This is a genomic window from Ferrovibrio sp. GW821-FHT12B10 (assembly GCF_058807515.1).
In genome coordinates this window covers 149,675-169,897 of the sequence record NZ_JBXAQT010000001.1, presented here as the reverse complement: position 1 = coordinate 169,897, position 20,223 = coordinate 149,675, and the positions used below count along the sequence as shown (strand labels likewise).

17 protein-coding genes are annotated in these 20,223 nt (G+C 63.6%); 8 read left to right on the top strand and 9 right to left on the bottom strand.

The features are described from left to right. Nucleotides 1-459 (top strand): DNA polymerase III subunit chi, encoded by a 459-nt coding sequence (locus AC1RRT_RS01000; protein WP_493011782.1) that lies wholly within the window; start codon nucleotides 1-3, stop codon nucleotides 457-459. A gap of 4 nt (nucleotides 460-463) precedes the next feature. Here AC1RRT_RS01000 and AC1RRT_RS00995 read toward each other — a convergent pair whose 3' ends face one another. After that, nucleotides 464-2,389 carry an ABC-F family ATP-binding cassette domain-containing protein gene (locus AC1RRT_RS00995; protein ID WP_493011781.1) on the bottom strand — a complete coding sequence of 642 codons (1,926 nt, stop codon included), beginning with the start codon at nucleotides 2,387-2,389 and terminating at the stop codon, nucleotides 464-466. A 131-nt stretch (nucleotides 2,390-2,520) separates the two neighbouring features. Between AC1RRT_RS00995 and ndk the strand changes: the two genes are divergently transcribed. After that, a complete protein-coding gene (gene ndk / locus AC1RRT_RS00990) occupies nucleotides 2,521-2,943 on the top strand; it encodes a nucleoside-diphosphate kinase (RefSeq protein ID WP_493011780.1) in 423 nt (140 codons plus the stop codon). Between the two features lie 480 nt (nucleotides 2,944-3,423). Here ndk and AC1RRT_RS00985 read toward each other — a convergent pair whose 3' ends face one another. From AC1RRT_RS00985 to purM, 3 genes are all read right to left on the bottom strand, one after another. Then, the gene (locus tag AC1RRT_RS00985; RefSeq protein WP_493011779.1) at nucleotides 3,424-5,550 is read right to left on the bottom strand and encodes a nuclease-related domain-containing protein; all 2,127 of its coding nucleotides are present in this window, start codon (nucleotides 5,548-5,550) and stop codon (nucleotides 3,424-3,426) included. A 139-nt stretch (nucleotides 5,551-5,689) separates the two neighbouring features. Next, complete coding sequence (purN, locus tag AC1RRT_RS00980) at nucleotides 5,690-6,322, bottom strand: phosphoribosylglycinamide formyltransferase (RefSeq protein WP_493011778.1); 633 nt, start codon at nucleotides 6,320-6,322, stop codon at nucleotides 5,690-5,692. A gap of 7 nt (nucleotides 6,323-6,329) precedes the next feature. Further along, nucleotides 6,330-7,409: a phosphoribosylformylglycinamidine cyclo-ligase gene (gene purM / locus AC1RRT_RS00975; protein WP_493011777.1), complete on the bottom strand. Its 1,080-nt coding sequence runs from the start codon at nucleotides 7,407-7,409 to the stop codon at nucleotides 6,330-6,332. 163 nt (nucleotides 7,410-7,572) lie between these two features. On the opposite strand from purM, the gene AC1RRT_RS00970 reads away from it, so the two are divergent. Genes AC1RRT_RS00970 through AC1RRT_RS00960 form a run of 3 tightly spaced genes read left to right on the top strand, consistent with a single transcriptional unit; the run spans nucleotide 7,573 to nucleotide 10,381 of the window. Continuing rightward, nucleotides 7,573-8,613: a hypothetical protein gene (locus AC1RRT_RS00970; protein WP_493011776.1), complete on the top strand. Its 1,041-nt coding sequence runs from the start codon at nucleotides 7,573-7,575 to the stop codon at nucleotides 8,611-8,613. Continuing rightward, nucleotides 8,610-9,704: an AI-2E family transporter gene (locus tag AC1RRT_RS00965; RefSeq protein ID WP_493011775.1), complete on the top strand. Its 1,095-nt coding sequence runs from the start codon at nucleotides 8,610-8,612 to the stop codon at nucleotides 9,702-9,704. The genes AC1RRT_RS00970 and AC1RRT_RS00965 overlap by 4 nt, the downstream gene beginning before the upstream one ends. A gap of 5 nt (nucleotides 9,705-9,709) precedes the next feature. Continuing rightward, nucleotides 9,710-10,381: a P-loop NTPase family protein gene (locus AC1RRT_RS00960; RefSeq protein ID WP_493011774.1), complete on the top strand. Its 672-nt coding sequence runs from the start codon at nucleotides 9,710-9,712 to the stop codon at nucleotides 10,379-10,381. Here AC1RRT_RS00960 and AC1RRT_RS00955 read toward each other — a convergent pair. After that, complete coding sequence (locus AC1RRT_RS00955; RefSeq protein ID WP_493011773.1) at nucleotides 10,378-10,551, bottom strand: DUF4169 family protein; 174 nt, start codon at nucleotides 10,549-10,551, stop codon at nucleotides 10,378-10,380. The genes AC1RRT_RS00960 and AC1RRT_RS00955 overlap by 4 nt on opposite strands. A 23-nt stretch (nucleotides 10,552-10,574) precedes the next feature. Continuing rightward, the gene (locus AC1RRT_RS00950) at nucleotides 10,575-11,342 is read right to left on the bottom strand and encodes an alpha/beta hydrolase family protein (protein WP_493011772.1); all 768 of its coding nucleotides are present in this window, start codon (nucleotides 11,340-11,342) and stop codon (nucleotides 10,575-10,577) included. A gap of 168 nt (nucleotides 11,343-11,510) precedes the next feature. Here AC1RRT_RS00950 and AC1RRT_RS00945 point away from each other — a divergent pair, with 168 nt between their 5' ends. After that, nucleotides 11,511-13,586: an AfsR/SARP family transcriptional regulator gene (locus tag AC1RRT_RS00945; RefSeq protein ID WP_493011771.1), complete on the top strand. Its 2,076-nt coding sequence runs from the start codon at nucleotides 11,511-11,513 to the stop codon at nucleotides 13,584-13,586. Nucleotides 13,587-13,591: 5 nt separating this feature from the next. Here AC1RRT_RS00945 and AC1RRT_RS00940 read toward each other — a convergent pair whose 3' ends face one another. The 3 genes from AC1RRT_RS00940 to AC1RRT_RS00930 all read right to left on the bottom strand — a co-directional run bounded on the left by AC1RRT_RS00940 (nucleotide 13,592) and on the right by AC1RRT_RS00930 (nucleotide 16,361). Beyond that, nucleotides 13,592-14,293 carry a response regulator transcription factor gene (locus AC1RRT_RS00940; RefSeq protein WP_493011770.1) on the bottom strand — a complete coding sequence of 234 codons (702 nt, stop codon included), beginning with the start codon at nucleotides 14,291-14,293 and terminating at the stop codon, nucleotides 13,592-13,594. Then, nucleotides 14,290-15,735 carry a sensor histidine kinase gene (locus AC1RRT_RS00935; protein WP_493011769.1) on the bottom strand — a complete coding sequence of 482 codons (1,446 nt, stop codon included), beginning with the start codon at nucleotides 15,733-15,735 and terminating at the stop codon, nucleotides 14,290-14,292. The genes AC1RRT_RS00940 and AC1RRT_RS00935 overlap by 4 nt, the downstream gene beginning before the upstream one ends. Before the next feature lie 68 nt (nucleotides 15,736-15,803). Further along, nucleotides 15,804-16,361, bottom strand: a complete 558-nt coding sequence (locus tag AC1RRT_RS00930) for a SixA phosphatase family protein (RefSeq protein ID WP_493011768.1) — start codon at nucleotides 16,359-16,361, stop codon at nucleotides 15,804-15,806. A gap of 133 nt (nucleotides 16,362-16,494) precedes the next feature. Here AC1RRT_RS00930 and AC1RRT_RS00925 point away from each other — a divergent pair, with 133 nt between their 5' ends. Then, nucleotides 16,495-18,705 (top strand): RNA degradosome polyphosphate kinase, encoded by a 2,211-nt coding sequence (locus AC1RRT_RS00925; protein ID WP_493011767.1) that lies wholly within the window; start codon nucleotides 16,495-16,497, stop codon nucleotides 18,703-18,705. A gap of 8 nt (nucleotides 18,706-18,713) precedes the next feature. Next, entirely contained in the window at nucleotides 18,714-20,222 is a 1,509-nt protein-coding gene (locus AC1RRT_RS00920) for a Ppx/GppA phosphatase family protein (protein ID WP_493011766.1), read from the top strand. Nucleotide 20,223 lies beyond the last annotated feature (1 nt).

Genomic DNA, 20,223 nt, shown 5'->3' with positions numbered 1-20,223 from the left:
ATGGCCGAGCTGCTGTTCTATCACCTGACCCGCCGGCGCCTGGAGCAGGTGCTGCCCGAACTGCTGGAAAAGACCCTGCAGAAGGGCTGGCGGGCGGTGGTGAAGGGCGGCTCGGACGAGCGCCTGCAGCAGATCAACGGCGACCTGTGGAGCTATGGCCGCAACAGCTTCCTGCCGCATGGCCTGAAGGCGGACGGCTTCAGCGACAAGCAGCCGATCTACCTCACCATCGAGGACGAGCGGCCCAACGACGCCGAGGTGCTGTTCCTGGTCGACGGCGCCGATGCGGCTGACGTCTCTTCGTACACGCGCGTCTGCGACCTGTTCGACGGCAACGACGATGCCGCCGTCGATGCCGCGCGCGCGCGCTGGAAAAAAGCGAAAGACGCCGGCCACAAACTGACCTACTGGCAGCAGTCCGAAGACACCGGCGGCTGGATCAAGAAGGCCGAAGGCTAAAACTTCAAGCCGCCTCGGCCTGCGCGGTTTCCAGCTTGGCCTGCGCGTCGAGCCAGGCTTCTTCCGCGTCCTCAAGCTTCTTCACCAGCTCGCCATGCTGCTTCTGCAGCTCGGCCTGCTTGGCCGGCGCCAGCTTGGTGTAGGTGTCGGGATCGGCCAAGGTCGCATCCAGCCGCATCTTCTCGGCGTTCAGCTTGGCCATCGCCTTTTCCGCGTTGGTGACGGCGATGCGCAGCGGCGCCAGCGCCTGGCGCGCGGCGGCCGCGGCCTTGCGGTCGGCTTTGCGGTCGCCCGTCGAGGCATCCGCGCTCTTTGCGCCGCCAGACTTGAGCTGCTGCTGCGCCGCGCGGCGGCGGTCGGACAGCAGTTTGGCGTAATCGTCGAGGTCGCCGTCGAAATCCTTCACGGTGCCGTCGCCCACCAGCCAGAAGCGGTCGGCGCAGGCCTCGGCCATGTGGCGATCGTGGCTGACCAGGATGACGGCGCCCTTGAACTCGTTCACCGCCTGCACCAGCGCGTCGCGCGTATCCATGTCGAGATGGTTGGTCGGTTCGTCGAGGATCAGCAGATGCGGCGCGTGATGCGTGACCATGGCGAACAGCAGGCGCGCGCGTTCGCCGCCCGAGAGCTTGCCGGCGGCGGTCTGCGCCTTGTCGCGCACCAGGCCGAAGCTGCCCAGCTTGGTGCGCATCTGCTCGACGGTGGCGTTGGGCATCAGGTCGAGCATGTGATCGACCGGCGTGCGGGTTTCGTCCAGCACGTCGTCCTGGTCCTGGGCGAAATAGCCGATGCGCAGCTTGCCGCTTTTCTGCAGCTTGCCTGCTTGCGGCTTCAGCGTGCCCGACAGGATCTTGGCCAGCGTCGACTTGCCGTTGCCATTGGCGCCCAGCATGGCGATGCGGTCTTCCATGTCGATGCGCAGATCGAGGTTGCGCAGGACAGGCTTGTCGGCCGCGTAGCCCGCCGTGAGGTGATCGAGCACGATCAGCGGCGGCGGCAGCTCTTCCGGATCGGGCAGCCGGAAGATCACGGTGGGGTCTTCGATGGCGGCGGTGATCGGCTGCATCTTGGCCAGCATCTTCATGCGGCTCTGCGCCTGGCGCGCCTTGGACGCCTTGGCGCGGAAGCGGGCGACGAACTCTTCCATATGCTTGCGCTGTTCGGCCTGCTTGGCCGCAAACGCGCTCTGCTGCTCCATGCGCAGGCGACGCTCGTTTTCAAACGTGTCGTAGTTGCCGCGATAGAGCACCAGCTTGGTGTTGTCGATATGCAGGATGTGCTCGATCGCCGAGTTGAGGAAATGGCGATCATGGCTAATGAGAAGGAAGGTGCGCGGATAGGTCTTCAGGTAGCTTTCAAGCCAGAGCGAGGCTTCGAGATCGAGATGGTTGGTCGGCTCGTCCAGCAGCAAGAGATCAGGTTCTGCAAATAAACAGCCGGCCAGCGCCACGCGCATGCGCCAGCCGCCCGAGAAGCTGTCGAGCGGACGGTTCTGCATCGCCTCGTCAAAGCCCAGGCCGGCGAGGATGACGGCGGCGCGCGCCGGCGCGGTATGGGCGTCGATCTCGGCCAGGCGCATATGCACGGCGGCGATGCGCTCGGCATCCTCCATGCTGGTGGAATCCTCCAGCTCGTCGGCCTCGATCAGCAAAGCCTCGCGCTCGGTATCGGCGGCCAGCACATAGGCAATCGGCGTCTGCTCGCCGCCCGGCGGCTCCTGCGGCAGCTTGGCGATCTTGCAGTCGTTGGGCAGCTCGACGCTGCCGGTCTCGGTCTGCAGGTCGCCGGTGATGATCTTGAACAGCGTCGATTTGCCGGTGCCGTTGCGCCCGACCAGGCCGACCTTGTGCCCGGCCGGAATGGTGGCCGAGACATGGTCCAGCAGCACACGGCCGGCAATCCGGTAGGTCAGGTCGCGAAAAGTCAGCATTTATAACAACTTACATCTGGGCCGGGGAGGGCCGGTATAGGGGGCGCGGGGCCGGGACGGTTGCGGCGCCTGAGCGGAGCCTCTATATACCCGCCACCGATTTTTAGCCAAGACCCAAAGGACTGCTCATCATGGCGATTGAACGCACTTTCTCGATCATCAAGCCGGACGCGACCCGCCGCAACCTGACCGGCGCGATCAATGCCAAGATCGAGGCCGCCGGCCTGCGCATCGTGGCCCAGAAGCGCATCCACATGAGCAAGGCCCAGGCCGAGAGCTTCTATGGCGTGCACAAGGCCCGTCCGTTCTTCAACGACCTCGTCTCCTTCATGATCTCCGGCCCCGTGGTCGTGCAGGTGCTGGAAGGCGAGGGCGCCATTGCCAAGTATCGCGACGTGATGGGCGCCACCAACCCGGCGAACGCCGCCGCCGGCACCATCCGCAAGGACTTCGCCGAGAGCATCGAAGCCAACTCGGTGCACGGCTCGGACGCCGCCGAGACCGCCGCCGTCGAGATCGCCTACTTCTTCGCCGGCACCGAAATCGTCGGCTGATACCATCCTTTCAGTCTCCGGACTGGATCAGGGCCCGGCAGCAATGCCGGGCCTTTTTCTTTGCGCGCCGTGATTACAGACTTATTCGCGCTTATCGGACCGCTATTCGTGCTTATCCGATGCTTATTTCTCCTTATTTGAGTCTTATCCGTCGTTATTGCCCCCTTATTCGTGCTTATTCGCGCTTAGCGTCTCATTTCATGCTGTGGGCGTCGAAACCGATGCTGTAGCCGTCAAATCCGGTGCTGTAGCCGTCGAATTTGATGCTGTAGCCGTCAAATCCCGTCAAATGCGATACGGCAGTATGCAGGAGGTATTTCTCTGTCTCCTGGCTCCATTTTGACTTCTTTTGTATTTTTGCCGGTTCAGCGGCAAATTGAATACAAATGTAAACGACAAAGCATCTTCCAATATATTCGCGTTTTGTTCTATTTCAAGAGGTCAAAGATGGGCGCTTTTTGTAAAACCTCCGGATGGGATTTAAGAGCTATCGCCATCGCTAGTCGTTTTTGCATCTGATTGCTTTTTTGCAGCGTCGCCAACGCGTCTAATTTGTTGACGGGTGTTGAATATCTTCCCTACCTGCTCGGAAGTTTTGGCTGCCTCTGCATCCTCTTTCCAAGGCCAGACCAATGGAAGTAATCCGTCGATTGGATTGGCAGTCTCAATGCTGTCTACGATGGCATACCATCGATCACTTTTAGTGTTGTATTTATGCATGGCGCCGATTGCCTCAGCCGCGGCTCGCGCTTTTGCGTCAAATCGGCGTGTCACTGCGTAGGTAAGGCCACCTGTTGGTGTAGGGATTGAAAAGCTCTTGATCTCTTTACCAGTCGCGGCAATTTCTTGGCGCAGGCTTAGGATATTTGCCGACATATCCTCTAGCGCAGCACTAGAAAAATCGTAGAGATCGATCACCACTGAAGCGATCCGTGGATCGGCCGTTTTTAGCTCTGCAAGGAGATCGGATACGACGGGAATCTTTAAACGCTCCAGCACACCAACTGGACGTTCGGCTTCAATACCTAAATCCGCTGAGATCATGTAGTCGTCTATAACAGATGCGAAATCGCGCTCAAGAAGCATAGCGTCCACATCGGGGGGCAGAACCAATTTTGCTCCGAGGTGGTATCCAAGGTAGTTATATTCACTGTCTGACATGACGTTCTCAAACACATCGGATCGACTTTTCAGGTAAAAAATCATCTCGATTGGTGTCGGAAGAAGGCGTGCGATACAGTCAAGAATTCCAATATCCCAAATAACAGGAGCGATGCCGTCGCCCCGTTCGAGCATGGTTCTGGAGAGGATTGTTGAAGCTGGAAATGCGTCGCTCAATATTACTACCGGAAAGAAGCGCGGCAGGGAGTGAAGAGGTAAAACCTTCCCATCTTGCGTAGTGCATTTGGCCCCCATTTTCATGAGTTGGATGCATTGTAGTGCTTGACGGTATGGGGCCTGAATTGCGCCTTCGAAATCAGTCTTCAATGCTTCGCTATCTCCAGCACGTGCTTTAATCGTGATCCGCTTCGACTTCGCCTGCACTACAATGGTAAATTCCCCATATATAACGAGCACATCAATCTCGCCGGCCTCGTCTCGCGCGTTTTGTTTTATGACTACGTTTTCATAGACGTTACTCTCTCCGAAAACTGAACGAAGGATGTCTGCTGCAGTTTTCTCAAGGAAGTTGCCTCGATGCTCAGCCGCCGTATTTAGATAGTTTTTGTCGGTTATCATCCAATAGAAGGGGCTCTCATAAATGCTTTCGAGCAATCTATATTGGTTCGGTATATATAAATGATCCCTTAGATCAATTATTGGTGCAATCGCTACGGTATTGATCGCAAAAGGGTCGGTAAACTCTGCATTGGACCCCGTAATTGGGGTCGCGAATTTTTCTAAGAAAGCATTGGCCTTGGTGCCGAATTTCTTTCTTAAATCAGCTTTGGGAATGAGTAGACTGCTAGTCAATTCGCCGCCGTTAAATTCGCGGCCTTCCTTGCGTAGATGCCCAACGGCGCTCATTTGGTCGTTGATGCGGTCGACAATAAATTTCGCAATATCGATCATTGGTCTGATCGAAAGGCCCGCATTCTGAAGCAACCAAATTGCATCTTCACGATAGCGCTGACGACTGAACTTCAAGAGTTGATGAGAGTAGAAACTTTCTGCCCCGTAGTAGATTGCTTCTCGACCTAGCGCGCCAATAGAATTTGGAAGTTCGAGAAGTTTCCCGGTTTCAGCGTCAAGAGTCGGGGTTAAATCAACGAGGAGCAGGTCGTGGAATTCACGTAGCAGCTGATCTGCCCGGCTGGCAAAGGTCTCATCTTTAGATATTACCGAGTAAGTCCGATCACTCACAGATTGGACAGTCAATCCAATCAAGAGCATTAATTCATTCTTGTTCAGTTTGGATGTGGACCAGCGGTGCTCCGGATCGTCGATCACTCGTCCATCATGGGTGTCTATTGTGATCAGACAATCTCGATAGATTAGCTTAGAAATTTCGTGAAGAGCGCCATCTGATTGGGCAAGGGCTCGAATGTCGCCAAATATTTCAATGGCGGATCGCGGTGTGGTGCGCTCTCGTTCTTCTTCGGCCACGGTTTTCCTTTCGGCCCACATTATACAGGAGCCGCCGCGCTCAATGAATTAAGGTTTCAATTAGTAGGAAATGATTGAGCCATCATCCAGTTTAAGGACGTAATGGCTTGTGTGATTTAAGAACGATGGCGTACGGAGACTACAATAGTGTGTTGTTGGAAGCCTTCAGCCGCACCACGCCGCCCTCGATTACCAATTGCCCTTCCGCCAGCAGCTTCAGCGCCTGCGGATAGATCACATGCTCCTGCGCCAGCACGGCCTCGGCCAGGCTGTCGGGCGTCGCATCCGGCGGCACTGGTACGGCGGCCTGCAGGATGATCGGGCCGTCATCCAGCGCCGGGATCACGAAATGCACCGTGCAGCCGCTGACCTTCACGCCGGCGGCAATCGCCTGTTCATGCACGCGCACGCCCTTGAAGGCCGGCAGCAGCGAGGGGTGGATATTGATCATGCGGCCATGCCAGCCTTGCACGAATGCATCTGTCAGGATGCGCATGAAGCCGGCGAGGCAGATCAGTTCGATGCCCCTGGCGCGCAGGGCCGCGTCCATCTCGGCGTCAAACGCCTCGCGCGTCTTGCCTTTGCTTTCGATGATGACGGTCTCGATGCCGTGCTCGCGCGCCACGCTTAAGCCCTCGGCATCAGCCTTGTTGCTCAAGACCAGCGCGATGCGGGCGGGATAGTCGGGGCTTTTTTCGCTGGCCTCGATCAGCGCGCGCAGGTTGCTGCCGCGCCCGGAGATCAGCACGGCGACACGACGCTTTGCCGTCATGGCTGAATCAGTTCCAGGCCGCGTCGCAGTTGCGCATGCTGACCATCGGCTCGGCCTCAGAGTCCTGCTGCGCCTCGATCACGCCGAGCCGCGACACGCTCTCGCCGGCGCTTTTCAGCTTGGCGATCACGGTGTCGGCCTTTTCCTTGGCCACCACCACCACCAGCCCGATGCCGCAGTTGAAGGCCCGCGCCATCTCGGCGTCGTCGATCTTGCCGGCGGCTTTCAGCCACTTGAACACCGGGGGCAAGGTCCAGCCCTTGGCGTCCACGATGGCGTCGGTGCCATCGGGCAGCACGCGCGGGATGTTGTCGACCAGGCCGCCGCCGGTGATATGCGCCATCGCCTTGATCAGGCCCTCGCGCACCAGCGGCATGCAACTTTTCACGTAGATCCGCGTTGGGACCATGAGGATTTCCGCCAGCGGCCTTGCCGGATCGAAAGGCGCGGGGGATTCGAAAGAGAGGCCGTTATCGGCAATCACCTTGCGGACCAGCGAAAAGCCGTTCGAATGCACGCCCGACGACGCGAGGCCAAGCAGCACGTCGCCCGGGCGTACATTCTGTGGCAGCAGGCGGCCGCGCTCGGCGGCGCCGACGGCGAAGCCGGCCAGGTCGTAGTCTTTCGCGGCATACATGCCGGGCATTTCGGCGGTCTCGCCGCCGGTCAGCGCGCAGCCGGCCTGGCGGCAGCCCTCGGCGATGCCGGCCACCACCTTGGTGGCGACGTCGACTTCGAGTTTGCCGGTGGCGTAATAGTCGAGGAAGAACAGCGGTTCGGCACCCTGCACCAGGATGTCGTTGACCACCATGGCGACCAGGTCGATGCCGACGCCGTCATGGCGGCCGGTCTCGATGGCGATCTTCAGCTTGGTGCCGACGCCATCGGTCGAGGAGACCAGGATCGGATCGGTGAAGCCCGCGGCCTTGAGGTCGAACAGCGCGCCAAAGCCGCCGAGCGAGGCATCGGCGCCCTTGCGGCGGGTGGAGGCGGCGAGCGGCTTGATCGCATCGACCAGGGCCTCGCCCGCATCGATATCGACACCGGCGGCCTTATAAAGCGGCGACGTGTTGATGATGGCCTCCACGGGGGCTAGACTGACGCAGTTCGGATCCGGTCCGGATTGCGGTTTGGATTTCCGGGCCAACATACTTATTCCCCCTGTCTTTGCAATGCTTGCCTCACAGATGCTAAGAGCCTGTTTTAACGCGACTTTCGCCCTCGTTCTGGCTCTGGCTGCGGCTTCGGCCGTGCAGGCGCAGCCGCGGACTCCGGGGCCCCAGCGCTCCGATCCCTTCACGGTTTCCGATGTGGCCGTCGATGCCTCGGCCGACAGTGCCGCATCGGCGCGGCCAACCGCGCTTGCCGATGGCCAGCGCCGGGCTTTCACCACGCTGCTGCGCCGCCTGACCCAGCCGGAAGACCATGGCCGGCTGCCGCGCCCGAGCGAGGCGCTGCTCAACGAGACGGTGGCCGGTTTCGGCATCGACGAGGAGCGCGCGTCGGCCACGCGCTACATCGCGAAGATCAGCGTCACCTTCCGCGCCGACGCCATCCGCAAGCTGCTGCAGGACAACAAGCTGGCCTATGCCGAAACCATGAGCCGGCCGATCCTGCTGGTGCCGGTGTGGCAGAGCACGGCCGGGCCTAAGCTGTGGGAGGCCGACAATCCCTGGCGCGCCGCCTGGGCCCAGCGCCCGGACCCGGCCGGCGGCCTGGTGCCGCTGCGCATCGCGCCGGCAAATGAGTCTGGCGGCCCGACGATCGAGCGCCTGCTGTCGGGCGCCGACGAGCTGCGCAACCAAGCGCGCGCGGCCGGCCTGGAAGATGCGCTGGTGGTGGTGGCGACCTTGCAGCAGAACGATCCCGGTGCCTTCCGCATCGAGATCGCGACGCAGCACCAGGGCCTGGCCGGCTTCCTCGACGGCATCGAGCCGTTCACCGCCACCGGCGGCACCCAGGAGGAGGCACTGCTGTCGGGCGCCATCGAGCTGGCGCGCCGCATCGAGACGCGCTGGAAGCAGGGCAGCGTGATCGACATCGAGAAGCAGGGCCAGATCAGCGTCGCGGCCGGGTTTACCTCGCTCGCCGAATGGAACCGGATCCGCCAGTCGCTGGCCGGCATTCCGATCGTGCGCAAGGTGGATGTGATGCGCATGTCGCATCGCGATGCCCAGCTGCTGCTCGAATACTATGGCGAGATCGCCCAGCTCAGCACCGCGCTGGCCCAGCGCGACGTGACCTTGCAGCAGCGTGATGGCTATTGGGAAATGCGGAGCCGCAAGCCATGACCCGCCGCCAGCAGATCATCACCTGGATCGGGCTGCTGGTCGCCACCGTCGCGCTGCTGATCCTGCTGCGCGACGTGCTGCTGCCCTTCGTCGCCGGCATGGCGCTGGCCTATTTTCTCGATCCGGCAGCCGACTGGATGGAGCGGCGCGGCGTCAAGCGCTGGCTCGCCACGCTGATCATCATCGGGCTGTTCTTCGTCGCCACCACGCTGGTGATCGTGCTGCTGGCGCCGATGGTGTCGACGCAGTTCGCCAAGTTCATGGATCACCTGCCGGAATACGTCGCCTATTTCCAGCAGCGCGTGCTGCCCTTCGTGCAGGGCTGGGGCGAGCGCTTCGGCTTCGATCTGCAGGGCGATCCCAAGCAGGCGCTCAGCGGCCATAGCGAGCAGGTGATGAAGCTGATCGGCGGCGTGCTGACCGGCCTGCTTGGCGGCGGCCAGGCGATCTTCAACATAATCTCGCTGCTGGTGATCACCCCGGTGGTCGGTTTCTACCTGCTGCGCGACTGGGATGCGCTGATCGCCCGCATCAACAGCTACCTGCCGCTCGATCATGCCGACACCATCCGCGAGCAGGCGCGCGAGATCGACCGCGTGCTGGCCGGCTTCGTGCGCGGCCAGCTGCTGGTCTGCCTCAGCCTGGCGGCCTTCTACGGCATCGGCCTCAGCGTCGTCGGGCTGCAGTTCGGCCTGTTCATCGGCGTGACGGCCGGCATGATCAGCTTCATCCCCTATGTCGGCACCACGCTCGGCTTCGTGGTCAGCGTCGGCGTGGCGCTGGCGCAGTTTTCGCCCGACTTCATCTGGGTCGGCGTCGTCGCCGGCATCTTCATCTTCGGACAGGTCATCGAGGGCAATGTCCTGCATCCGGTGCTGATCGGCGATCGCGTCGGCCTGCATCCGGTCTGGATCATCTTCGCGCTGCTGGCCGGCGGCAGCCTGTTCGGCTTTGTCGGCATCCTGCTGGCAGTGCCGATCTTCGCCGTGATCGGCGTGCTGGCGCGCTTCGCGCTCGACCGCTACCGCGAAAGTTACCTGTACCGTCCCGGCGCGCCGGCTGTCGCTCCCGGCAAAAAGTCCGAAGAGTAAGTTTCATGCCCGTGCAGCAGCTTCCTCTCGGCCTCGCTCTGCCGACCTCGTGGGCGCGCGAGGATTTCCTCGTCGCCGCCGGCAACGCGGCGGCCCTCGGCATGATCGAGGCCTGGCCGCGCTGGCCCGAGACCGGCGCGCAGGTGCTGCATGGCCCCGCCGGCAGCGGCAAGACGCATCTCGCGCATGTCTGGGCGGACTTGTCGGGCGCGCGCCTGATCGGGCCTGACGCGCTCACCACCGCCGCCGTCGATGCGCTGGCGCAGCAGCCGCTGGCGCTGGACGATGCCGATGGCGTGGCCGATCCGGCGGCGCTGTTCCATCTGATCAACCTGATGCGCGAGCGCCGCCATGCCCTGCTGCTCACCGGCGGCCGCGCGCCGGCGCTGTGGCCGTATACCTTGCCCGACCTGATGTCGCGCCTGAAGGCGATGCCGAGCGTGGGCATCGACGAGCCTGACGATGCCCTGCTGGCGGCGGTGCTGGTCAAGCTGTTCTCGGATAAGCAACTGAATATCGGCGAGGGGCTGATCGCCTATCTGGTGCCACGCATCGAGCGCTCGTTCCATGCGGCGCGGCACTGGGCGGCGGCGCTGGACGCAGCCTCGCTGGCGGAAAACCGCGCCGTCACCGTGGCGCTGGCGCGCCGCGTGCTGGAGCAGCAGTCCGCGCCTTAATCGATCTTCTTGCCGTCGAGGTCCTTGGCCGCGCGTTCGGCATCCTTGCGGGCCTCGTCGCGCACCTGCCTGCTCTGGCCAAACGTCACGCGGTTGGCGGCGGCCTGCGCCTTCTGCGTCTTCCGCGTCAGCGCCTTGCGCGCCTTGTTCAGGTTGACCACTTCAGCCATGCCGCCAGTATAGGCGAACCGGATCAGTTGTCGATCCGCCAGGCCAGCGCCAGCCTCTGCCAGACGATGCTGCGGGCGATCTCGGTGGCGATCGCATCGGGCTGCAGGCGCAGCGTGATGCCGCCGACTGTCCGGGTGCCGGCCTCGGTGCCATCGAAGCCGTGCCCGGCGCCGATCATCGGGTGGAAGGCGATGCTGCCGCCGGCGCGCTGCCGGCAGTGCTCGTCGGTGTCGCGATGGCGGCCCCATTCGTCCTGCGTGCCGTAAAAGATATGCACCTGGGTTTCGCCGCCGGGGTCATAGTCGACCGGGCACCAGCCGGCGCAGCCGGGATAGAAGGCGAAGACAGCGGTCGGCAGCGCCGTTTCATCATCGAAATAGCTGGCGCTGTTGAGCGCCTCTGTGCCGCCGCGCCCCTGTCCCAGGATGGCGAACCGCGCCGGGTCGATCCGGGGCTGGTCGCGCCGGGCCAGCTCCAGCGCATCCCGCGCGTCCACGGCATAGCGCAGGTTGCAGCCGCTGGCATGCCAGTCCGACCGGCCGCGCGCCGCCGCGCTGCGGATCTGGGCGACGGCGATGCCGCGCCCCACCAGCCAGTCGATCCAGGGATTGCGGGGCGACAGCGGACTGCCGTCGTTGCCTTCCAGCAGCAGCACGACCGGAACCTGGCTCTGGCCGGCGGGCAGGAACCACCGCACCGAGTCCATGTCGTCATCGGCCGCGCTGCCGGCAGGGCAGCCGCTGAGCAAGGAGAGGGCCAGAAGGGCCAGGATGATGCGGCGGGTGGACATGGAGGTATTGCACATCCGCCGCTGTCAGGCCGGCGTGACCGGCGGCCATTCCGAGCGTGAATTGATCGTGAATTCGCAGAACACGAGTTTTTGAGCCGCTTCTCTTGCGTTGGCCGGCGCGCCAAGTCGGGGTAAAATCACGGCGGTGACTGAAGGGGTTGGGGCGTCGTGTCTGTTGTGACTGCCGGGGATGAGGACGTCGCGGACGCGGGAAAGGCCTCCGCCGGGGCAGGGGCTGTTGTCCGGCTGGAGCTGCTGGGGCCGTTTCGTCTGTATGCGGCCGGCGGCGAGACCGAGGGGCACAGCCGCAAGGGGCTGGCTCTGCTGGCCTATCTGGCCGCCATCCCGGATCATCGCGCCTCGCGTGAACGACTGGCCGGCCTGCTCTGGGGCGAGCGCTTCGATGAGCAGGCGCGCCAGAGCCTGCGCCAGACCCTGATGGCGCTGCGCCGCGGTTTCGGCGATCTCGCGCCGGGGCTGCTGGTCATCGACCGCACCGAAGTACGGCTCGATCCTGCCGCCTTCGATACCGATCTGGATGATGTCGAACAAGCGCTCACGGCAACCGATCTCGCATCGCTGAAGGCCGCGGCCGCCCTGTGGCGCGGCGATTTCCTCGCCGACCTGGATGTTCCCTCGCCGGGATACGAAGACTGGCTGCGCGAGGCGCGCGAAAGCTGGCGCCTGCGCGCCATCACCATCCATATGCGGCTGGGACAGATGCAGCTCGTCGCCGGCGATGGCGCCGATGCGCTACAGACCGTGAATACCCTGGCCGGGCTCGATCCGCTGAATGAAGAGGCGCGCCGACTGGAAATGACGGTCATCGCCCGCTTCAAGGGCGCGGCGGCGGCGTTGCAATCCTATCAGCGCTTCGCCGCATTGCTCGAGCGCGAGCTCGGCGTCGCGCCGGATGCCGAGACGCGGGCGCTGGCGGCGGGTTTTGGCCTGGCCGACAGCGAAGCTGCGCTGCCGGTCGCTGTCGCGGCAGAGGCCCGGCCGGCGGCCGAGCCGTCGCGCTGGCGTCAGTATCTGATGGCGAGCGTCATCCTGCTGCTGGTGGCCAGCGCCGGCCTGCTGCAGATCGGCTATTCCATCGAGCAGGGCGCGGCGCCGGCGGTTGCCATCGCCAGGCCTTCGCCTTTCTCGTTCCATATCGGGTCCCCCCCTATCGGGTCGGTGGGCGGCGATGCCGGCGGCGGCTTCCGGGAGAGCTTCAAGACGAAGCTGGCGTTGATGCCGGTGGCGACGGTGGTGAACGAGCCGCAGGCGGCGGCCTTCACCGTCGATGTGGCGATCGAGGCGACTGCCGGCAATCAGGATGCCGTCAACCTGCGTCTGGTGGAGGCACGGTCCGGGCGCACGGTCTGGGCCGACAGCATGATGGTGACGCGCGAGCCGGGCGGCCGTGCGGCCGGCGATGCCGCCGTGCGGCTCTATGCCGAATTACTGAGCGTGCTGCAGCAGCAGCGCGGCCCGGTGCCGCCGACGCCGGCCAGCCTGCAGCCGGCCTGGGATAGCATGAAGGGCGGGCTGAACCGCCAGCGGGTGGCCGAGGCCCTGAAGTTGTTTCAGGCTGCGCTGGATGCCGCGCCCAACGACCCTGCTGCCGAAATGGGTGTGGCCTATTGTCTGGCCATGAATCTGATGAACCGCTGGTCGCAGGACAGCGACGCGGACTTCATGCTGGCGCTGAAGTATCTCGAGCATGTGATCGAACAGATGCCGCGCTACCAGCTGGCGCATCTGACCGTCGGCATGGTGTACAAGGCGCGGCGCGATTATGCGCATGCCCTGGCCGCATGGTCGGCAGCGCTGGCCATCAATCCGCGTGAGGCCAGCACGCATTCGCAGGTGGCGCATGTCAATCTGCTGCTCGGCAATATCCGCGAGGGTCTGGAACATGCCGACTTGTCGCTGCGCCTCAATCCCAATTCCCATGTGGTGGATCGCGTCCATTTCTATATCGGCATGGGCCGCCTGATGGCCGGCGATTACCAGCTGGCGGAGCAGAGCCTGGCGAAGGCCCTCGCTATCAATCCCCATCTGCCCGATGTCTATGTCTGGCGCGTGTCGGCGCTGGCGTTGTCGGGGCGTCAGCAGGAAGCCGAAGCGCTCTATGCCGAGACGATGAAGCGGTTCCCCTGGTGGAATGTCGATCACCACCTGACACAGGTGGTGGACCCGCGCATCATGGAGCGCTTCTCCACCGGCCTGGCCATGGTGGCCCGCACCGGCAACTGATCGACCTAGTTCTCGATTCTGGCGGGAGCGCTGAAGGCGTAGCCGCGGCCGTAGATCATCTTGATCGGCGGATCGATCTGCGCCGCGTCCTTGATCTTGCGGCGTAGGCGGTTCACCACCGCATCGAGATGGCGGTTGTCCCAGTTGGCCTGCGGCCGCGCCAGGATCTGCGCCAGTTCGTCGCGCGAGCAGGGCTGGCCGCTGCGTTCCACCAATGCCGCCACGAAAGCTAGTTCGGTGGCGGTCAGCTTGATCTCGCTGCGGTTTGGCGCCAGCAGTTGCCAGGTCGAGCGGTTGAGCAACCACTGGTCGGGCGTGCGGCCGGCGGCCTTGCTGCGCGGATCCTGCAGGCGGCGCAGCAGGCTTTGCACCGTCGCCTCGATCTCGCGCAAGGTCGAGCTCTTGACCAGGTAGATATCGGCGCCGCTTTCAAAGCCGCGCACGCGATCATCGCTCTCGCCCAGTGCCGTCAGCATGATGATGCCGCAGTCGAGCCTGGCACGGATTTCGCTGGCAAGGTCAAAGCCGTTGCCGTCCGGTAGGCCGATATCGAGGATGACTATGGTCGGCGGCTCGGGCTGGTCGAGTGCCGCGCGCAGCTCCTGTGCGCTACCCACGCCTTCGGTGGTGAAACCGCGCATGATCAGATATTCGACCAGGTCGCTGCGCAGGGATGGTTCGTCTTCGACAACCAGGATGCGGGTCATGAGGCTTCACTGAACTCGACGGGAACTTTCACGCCCGGCAGGGGCAGGCGGATGGTGGCGACCGTGCCGCCCTCGCGACCGGCGCGGAAGGAGAGCAGGCCGTCGTGATAATCCAGCAGCCGGCGCGCATTATGCAGGCCCAGGCCGGTGCCGGTGGCCGGCGTGGTGTTGGAGGCACGGAAGAAACGCCGGCCGATCGAGGCCATCTCGGCCTCGGGGATGCCGATGCCGCGATCGCTGACCGTCAGGATGATGGCATCCTCCTCGCTGCGGGCGGCGATCTCGACCGGGCTTTCATCGGGCGCGTATTTCAGCGCGTTGTCGATCAAGTTGATCAGCACCGTCGTCAGCATGTCCGGGTCGCCGCGATAGAAAGGCAGGGCGTCGTCGGACGTGAAGATCAGCCGGTGCGCGACATCCATGCCGTCGAAATGCCGCTGCACCGATGTCATCAGGCTGGGGATGTCGATCCGTTCCGGTTGCAGCACATTCAGGTCGCGCCGTTCGGCATCCAGGAAGCGTTCGATCAGCTGCACCAGCCGCTGCACGGCATCATGGATCACGCCCAGCCGCTTGGTCACCGGCTCGGGCGGATCGGGCAGCACCACGCCGATCATCTCGGCGGCGCGATCAACCACGGCCAGGGGTGTGCGGAATTCATGGGTCACCATGCGCAGGAACTGTTTCTGCTCCTGCCGTAGCGCCTGTTCAGTCTCCAGCGTGTTTGAAAGCTGATCCTGCAGCTTGCGACGCTCGGCCACCTCGCGCGACAGCGCCTCGTTCTTCTGCCGCAGGTTGGATGACAGCCGCACGCCGACCATCAGCAGCAGCATGAGGAACAGGCTGGTGATGAAGATGTTGAAGAAGAAGAAATACCAGACCTGCGCGCTGTCCTGCAGCAGGTCCACCGGGGCGCTTTGGATGGTGATGACGGTACGCAGGATCAGGGCGACGGCATCGGTCAACAATATGCCGATCATGGTCCAGCGCAGCAGGGGCGGTTGGCTGCGGTCGCGCAGGAAGACGATGACGATAAAGGCGATGAGGACGAGGGCGAGGCCATTGCTGACATGGATGCGCAGGCCGACTTCGGCCGGTGCGAGGGTCAGGGCCACGGGCCAGAAGATGATGGCAACCGCCGCGCAGGCCCACATCAGATACGGATTGCCGCGCTGTCCCAGGAAGCGGGCGACGCCGTGCGACAGCAGCACCAGGCCAAGATGGATGCAGTAATTCTGGCCGATGATGAAGACGGCGGGTGGCACGGGCAGGGCGCCGCGCAGCAGCAACAGCAGCAGGCCGGCGGCAAAGGCGATGAAGCCGGCTGCCATGAAGCGCAGTTCGAACAGATGGCGCTGGGTCAGCCAGACCAGCAGCCACACCAGACCCTGCAGGGTCACGGTGACGGCCAAGATCATGAGCGTGGTCGGCAGATGCAGCATTACGGCCGCATTCTCACCGATCTGGTTCAGACAGACCAGATGTGGGCCGGGGCGCCGCGTCTGGCAACCTAATCCTTGCCCTTGTCATCCATCAGTTGGGCCGGAATCACGAAGCTGGCGAGGAAGCCGCCTTTTTCCGCGACCTGGCCCCAGGTCTTGGCCGTGAAGGTCAGTTCGGCCAGCCCGCCGGTGGGGTATTTCTCGGCCAGGCGGGACAGCGCATCGCCGGCGCTGGTGCCGGTCAGGCGCTGGGCGAACTCCTCCAGGCCCGGGTTATGGCCAATCACCAGCAGTTCGCGGATGGTGGCCGGGGTGGCGCGCACCAGCCCCAGCAGCGCGGGGAATTCGGCCAGATAGAGCTTCTGGTCGAAGCGGGCCCGGGGGTCGCCCGGCACCCGGGGCGGCCGGTCGGCGGCGAGGCGCTTTTCCAGTCGTTCCCAGGTCTGTTTGGTCCGGGTGGCGGGCGAACACAGCACCAGATCGGGTCGGATCGCCCGTTCGGCCATATGGCGGGCCAGCGCCCGGCAGGCCTTTTTGCCCCGGGGGCTCAAGGGGCGGGCAAAGTCGTCCAGGCTCGGGTCGTCCCAGGCCGATTTGGCATGACGCAAAAGCCACAGGCGAAGCATGGAGTTATCCTTTGTTATGAACCATCTGGCAGACTGTCGCTGCTTTGACATAAAGGGTCGTTAGACCTATACCCGAAGGCGTCGACCGGCCCAGTCTGGGAGCGGGCCGCCGGTAACGACAGAGGCAGCCGACATGCGAACGAAGGCGGACAAACTCCGGATTTTGACCCCCGACACGCCGGCCGGCAGTGCCGCGCTGATCAATCCTGCGCCGCTGCCCGATCGCCCGCCGATCACGTTGAGCCCGCGCGAGCGTTTCATCAACCGCGAACTGTCCTGGCTCGCCTTCAACTTGCGGGTCATGGAAGAGGCCAACAACAAGCGCTATCCGCTGCTGGAGCGTCTGCGCTTCCTGTCGATCTCGGCCAACAACCTCGACGAATTCTTCATGGTGCGTGTCGCCGGTCTGCATGGCCAGATCAAGGCGGGCATCGAGGAAGCCAGCCAGGAAGGCCTGACGCCGGCCCAGCAACTGGCGCAGATCAACGATGCCGCCGCCGACCTGATGAAGCGGCAGCAGGTGTGCTGGAAGTCGCTGACTGCTGAACTGGCTGAAGCCGGCATTCATGTTCTCGAACCTGATCAGCTCTCTGCCGACGACCGGCGCTGGCTGGAGGATTACTTCCTCGGCCATGTCTTCCCCGTGCTGACGCCGCTCGCCATCGATCCGGCCCATCCGTTTCCGTTTATCCCCAATCTCGGTTTCGCGATGGTGATGCAAATGCGACGGATTCGTGACGGTCGCAGCCTGAATGCGCTGCTGCCGCTGCCGAGTCAGGTCGAACGCTTCACCCGTCTGCCCGGCGAGACCATCCGTTTCGTCTCGCTGGAAAACCTGGTCAGCCTGTTCATCAACAAGCTGTTCCCCGGCTACGAAATCCTGGGAGCGGGCCAGTTCCGCATCACGCGCGACAGCGATATCGAAATCGAGGAAGAGGCGGAAGATCTGGTCCGCCTGTTCGAGACCGCGCTCAAGCGTCGCCGTCGCGGCACCGTGATCCGGCTCAAGATCAACGCCGACATGCCCGACGATCTGCGCCGCTTCGTCTGCGAGGAGCTGGAAGTCAGCCCGCAAGCGGTGATCGAAGTGGAAGGCATTCTCGGCCTGGCCGACACCAAGCGGCTGATCGTCGATGACCTGCCCGAGCTGAAATTCCCGCCCTTCAGTCCGCGCTTCCCCGAGCGCATCCGCGATTACGGCGGCGACTGCTTCGCCGCGATCCGTGCCAAGGATCTGGTGGTCCATCATCCCTATGAAAGCTTCGACGTGGTGGTGCAGTTCCTGCGTCAGGCTGCGGCCGATCCGCATGTAGTGGCGATCAAGCAGACGCTGTACCGCACCTCCGACGACAGCCCCATCGTGCGTGCGCTGATCGAGGCGGCCGAGGCCGGCAAGTCGGTGACCGCATTGGTCGAGCTGAAGGCGCGCTTCGACGAAGCCGCCAACATCAAATGGGCGCGTGACATGGAGCGCGTCGGCGTGCAGGTGGTCTATGGCTTCATCGAGCTGAAGACGCATGCCAAGATTTCCCTGGTGGTGCGGCGCGAAAGCGGCCAGCTCAACACCTATGTGCATTTCGGCACCGGCAACTATCACCCCTATACGGCGCGCGTTTACACCGATCTGAGCTTCTTCACCGATGACAACGATCTGGGCCATGATGCGACCTACCTGTTCAATTTCCTCACCGGCTATGCGCCGCCGGAAAACCTGAAGAAGGTGGCGATCTCGCCCTATACGCTGCGGCCGCGCCTGCTGGAACTGATCAACGAGGAAATCCGCCACGCCGAGGCCGGTCGTCCGGCGGCGATCTGGGCCAAGATGAACAGCGTGGTCGATCCGGTGGTGATCGATGCGCTGTATCAGGCGAGCCAGGCCGGTGTGCAGATCGACCTGGTGGTGCGCGGCATCTGCTGCCTGCGGCCGGGCGTGAAGGGCCTGTCGGAGAATATCCGGGTCAAGAGCCTGATCGGCCGCTTCCTCGAGCATTCTCGCATCGTCTGCTTCGGTGCCGGGCATGGATTGCCGTCGCCGGAGGCCAAGCTGTTCATCTCCTCGGCCGACTGGATGCCGCGCAACTTCGACCGTCGTGTCGAGGTGCTGATCCCGATCGAGAATCCCACCGTGCATGAGCAGATCCTCGACCAGATCATGGTGGCGACGCTGAAGGATCAGGCGCAGAGCTGGTATCTCGGTGCCGACGACAGCTATACGCGCGCTTCGTCCGATCTGGATGCCTTCAGCGCCCATACCTATTTCATGACCAATCCCAGCCTGTCCGGTCGCGGCAAGGCGCTCAAGAAAGCCGGGGCCCTGCCGCGGCTGCAGTGGAAAACCGTATAGGATACCGCGTGGCCGTTGCGCAGACCCTGACCAAATCCGTTTCCGCCCAGGCCGTCCTGCCCTTCGGCGTCATCGATGTAGGTTCCAATTCCGTCCGTCTGGTGGTGTTTGGCGAGCCACTGCGCTCGCCGCTCGCCATGTTCAACGAGAAAGTCCTCTGCGGTCTTGGCCGGGGCCTCAGCGAAAGCGGCGCGCTCGATAAAGAAGGCGCCAAGCAGGCGATCCAGGCAATCCGGCGCTTCGCCGTGCTGGCGCGGCGCATGAACGTGCGATCCCTGCGCATCGTGGCCACCGCCGCGGTGCGTGACGCCAGCAATGGCGCGGCCTTTGTCGAGCAGATCGAGCGCGACACCGGCGAGACGGTGAACGTGCTGACCGGGCAGGAAGAGGCGACCTATTCGGCCTATGGCGTGCTGTCGGGCATTCCCGATGCCTGCGGCGTGATGGGCGATCTGGGCGGCGGCAGCCTTGAACTTGTCGCGTTGGACGGCACCAAGCTGGGCGACAGCGTGACCCTGCCGTTGGGCCCGCTGCGTATCGCCAACCTGCAGTCCTATCCCGTCGTGAAGGCCTATATCGACGAGAAGATCGGCGGCGTGTCCTGGCTGAAGAAATGGAAGGGCAAGTCGCTCTATGCCGTTGGCGGGTCGTGGCGCGCCATCGCGCGCGTGCACATGGCGCAGAAGCACAGCCCGCTGCATATCATTCACCAGTACACGCTGGGCCGGGCCGAGGCGAATGACTTCACCCGTCTGATCGCCAAGCAGAGCAAGGAATCGCTGGCCCGCGTCGAAGGCGTACCGCGCCGCCGCCAGGACGTGCTGCCGCTGGCCGCCCTGGTGATGCGCCGGCTGCTCAAGGTGCTCGAGCCCCGAGATGTTGTCTTTTCAGCAAACGGCCTGCGCGAGGGCCTGGCCTACGCCCTGCTGAGCGAAAAGCAGCGCATGGAAGATCCGCTGCTGGCCTTCTGCACGCATATGGCGGAGCGGGAAGGGCGCTTCGGCGAACATGGCGCCGAGCTCGATCGCTTCATCGCGCCGCTGTTCGAGCGCGATCCGGCGCCGCGCCAGCGCATCCGCATGGCGGCCGCCATTTTGTCTGACAGCGCCTGGCGCGTGCATCCCGATTATCGTGGCGAGCAGTCGCTGGGCGTGATCCTGCATGCGCCGTTTGGCGCGATCACCCAGACCGAGCGCGCCCTGCTGGCGCTCACCGTGTTCACGCGCTATGCCGGCACGGCCAGTGATCCGGTGGCGGCGCCGGCCTGGCAGCTTCTGAATGCGGAAGAGATCGATTTTGCGCTGCGCATCGGCCTGGCGCTGCGGCTGGGGCAGACGCTGTCGGCCGGCGTGCCGGGCATCCTGAACGACTGCAAGCTGCGGCCGAACGGCAATGGCATCGTGCTGGAAATCCCGGCCCAGCATGGCGTGCTGGACGGCGAAGCCGTGCAGCGCCGTGTCGAGGCGCTCGGCAAGGCGCTGGGCCGCAACGGCGAAGTGCGGATCCTGAAGCGCTAGG

Coding starts and splice junctions, on each gene's coding strand:
- AC1RRT_RS00960 (WP_493011774.1), top strand. CDS start 9,710: ATGCCCGTGCAGCAGCTTCCTCTCGGCCTCGCTCTGCCGACCTCGTGG.
- AC1RRT_RS00950 (WP_493011772.1), bottom strand. CDS start 11,342: ATGTCCACCCGCCGCATCATCCTGGCCCTTCTGGCCCTCTCCTTGCTC.
- ndk (WP_493011780.1), top strand. CDS start 2,521: ATGGCGATTGAACGCACTTTCTCGATCATCAAGCCGGACGCGACCCGC.
- AC1RRT_RS00940 (WP_493011770.1), bottom strand. CDS start 14,293: ATGACCCGCATCCTGGTTGTCGAAGACGAACCATCCCTGCGCAGCGAC.
- AC1RRT_RS00995 (WP_493011781.1), bottom strand. CDS start 2,389: ATGCTGACTTTTCGCGACCTGACCTACCGGATTGCCGGCCGTGTGCTG.
- AC1RRT_RS00935 (WP_493011769.1), bottom strand. CDS start 15,735: ATGCTGCATCTGCCGACCACGCTCATGATCTTGGCCGTCACCGTGACC.
- AC1RRT_RS00930 (WP_493011768.1), bottom strand. CDS start 16,361: ATGCTTCGCCTGTGGCTTTTGCGTCATGCCAAATCGGCCTGGGACGAC.
- purN (WP_493011778.1), bottom strand. CDS start 6,322: ATGACGGCAAAGCGTCGTGTCGCCGTGCTGATCTCCGGGCGCGGCAGC.
- AC1RRT_RS00955 (WP_493011773.1), bottom strand. CDS start 10,551: ATGGCTGAAGTGGTCAACCTGAACAAGGCGCGCAAGGCGCTGACGCGG.
- AC1RRT_RS00965 (WP_493011775.1), top strand. CDS start 8,610: ATGACCCGCCGCCAGCAGATCATCACCTGGATCGGGCTGCTGGTCGCC.
- AC1RRT_RS00925 (WP_493011767.1), top strand. CDS start 16,495: ATGCGAACGAAGGCGGACAAACTCCGGATTTTGACCCCCGACACGCCG.
- AC1RRT_RS01000 (WP_493011782.1), top strand. CDS start 1: ATGGCCGAGCTGCTGTTCTATCACCTGACCCGCCGGCGCCTGGAGCAG.